The organism is Vibrio sp. YT-15 (genome assembly GCF_033337445.1).
In the GTDB taxonomy this organism is placed as follows: Bacteria; Pseudomonadota; Gammaproteobacteria; order Enterobacterales; family Vibrionaceae; genus Vibrio; species Vibrio alginolyticus.
On the sequence record NZ_JAWOQR010000083.1, the window covers coordinates 1 to 1,347 of the forward strand.

Genomic DNA, 1,347 nt, shown 5'->3' on the forward strand with positions numbered 1-1,347 from the left:
CTGGCATAGTCTTCAATAAGGCTTTCATATTCAGATGGCTGTGCTTGATAGCTAACGCTTGGCTCTTCGATATGATGAAACAAAGGCAAATCAGACAGTGAATCCATCGCTGCCCAACGTGCGTTATAACGGTTACCCGATAAGATCTGAAAGGCATTTGCAGAAGCTAATAATTCGATATCGCGACGACTTCTCAAGATTTGTTTGACCTCTTGTATTGAGTGATAGCCCGTTTTTGGTCGTCGTTCGACTAAGCGAGTCGCGCCTTCCTCATTAAAGCCTTTAACCAATCGAAAGCCCAGTTGCACACCAAGTCGGCCATTGGGGCGTTGAATCAAATGATGCTGGTAATAGGAATGATTGACACAGATAGGCAGAACTTCGACGCCGTGACGACGAGCGTCTTGCACCAATTGAGAAGGGCTGTAAAACCCCATTGGTTGGCTGTTTAACAGTGCCGTATAAAACTCTGCAGAATAGTAGTATTTTAGCCATGCCGAGCAATACGCCAAAACGGCGAAAGACGCTGAATGACTTTCTGGAAATCCGTATTCACCAAAGCCACAAATTTGTTCAAAAATGCGCTCCGCAAATGCTAAGTCGTAACCTCGCTCTTGCATGCCATTGAGCAGCTTAGGCTTAAACTTGGCTAAATCACCATTCTTTTTCCATGACGCCATGGCTCGACGAAGTTGATCGGCCTCGCCACCACTAAACCCCGCAGCGACCATGGCAAGTTTGATGACTTGTTCTTGGAATATAGGCACGCCCATGGTTCTTTCTAAAACGCTTTTCACTGCTTCTGATGGATAGCTGACAGGCTCTTCGCCGTTGCGCCTTTTCAAAAACGGGTGAACCATGTCGCCTTGAATCGGCCCTGGACGTACGATCGCGATTTGAATAACTAAGTCGTAATAACAAGCTGGTTTTAAGCGAGGCAGCATGCTCATTTGCGCGCGAGATTCGATTTGAAAAACGCCAACGGTGTCTGCCTTTTGGAGCATGCGATACACATGAGGATCATCTTGTCGGCGAGTGATCTCAGCAATTGAAAGTGATCGCTGATGGTGTTTCTCAATTAATTGAAAGCATTTACGGATAGCATTGAGCATCCCGAGCGCCAATACATCGACTTTCAGAAGCTCTAAGCTTTCGAGATCGTCCTTATCCCATTGAATGATAGTTCGATCTTCCATTGCTGCATTTTCAACGGGCACCAATTCATATAATGGACAAGATGAAATCACGAAGCCGCCGACATGCTGAGAAAGATGACGAGGAAAACCAGTGATCTCATTCACCAGTTGGATAAACTGCTGACCTTTTAGCGATTCCGGTTGCAAACCA

General features: G+C 46.0%; 1 pseudogene. It reads right to left on the reverse strand.

What is annotated here, in order from left to right:
- Positions 1-1,347 (reverse strand): annotated as a pseudogene (locus R7D93_RS25405) (error-prone DNA polymerase); the annotation flags it as partial.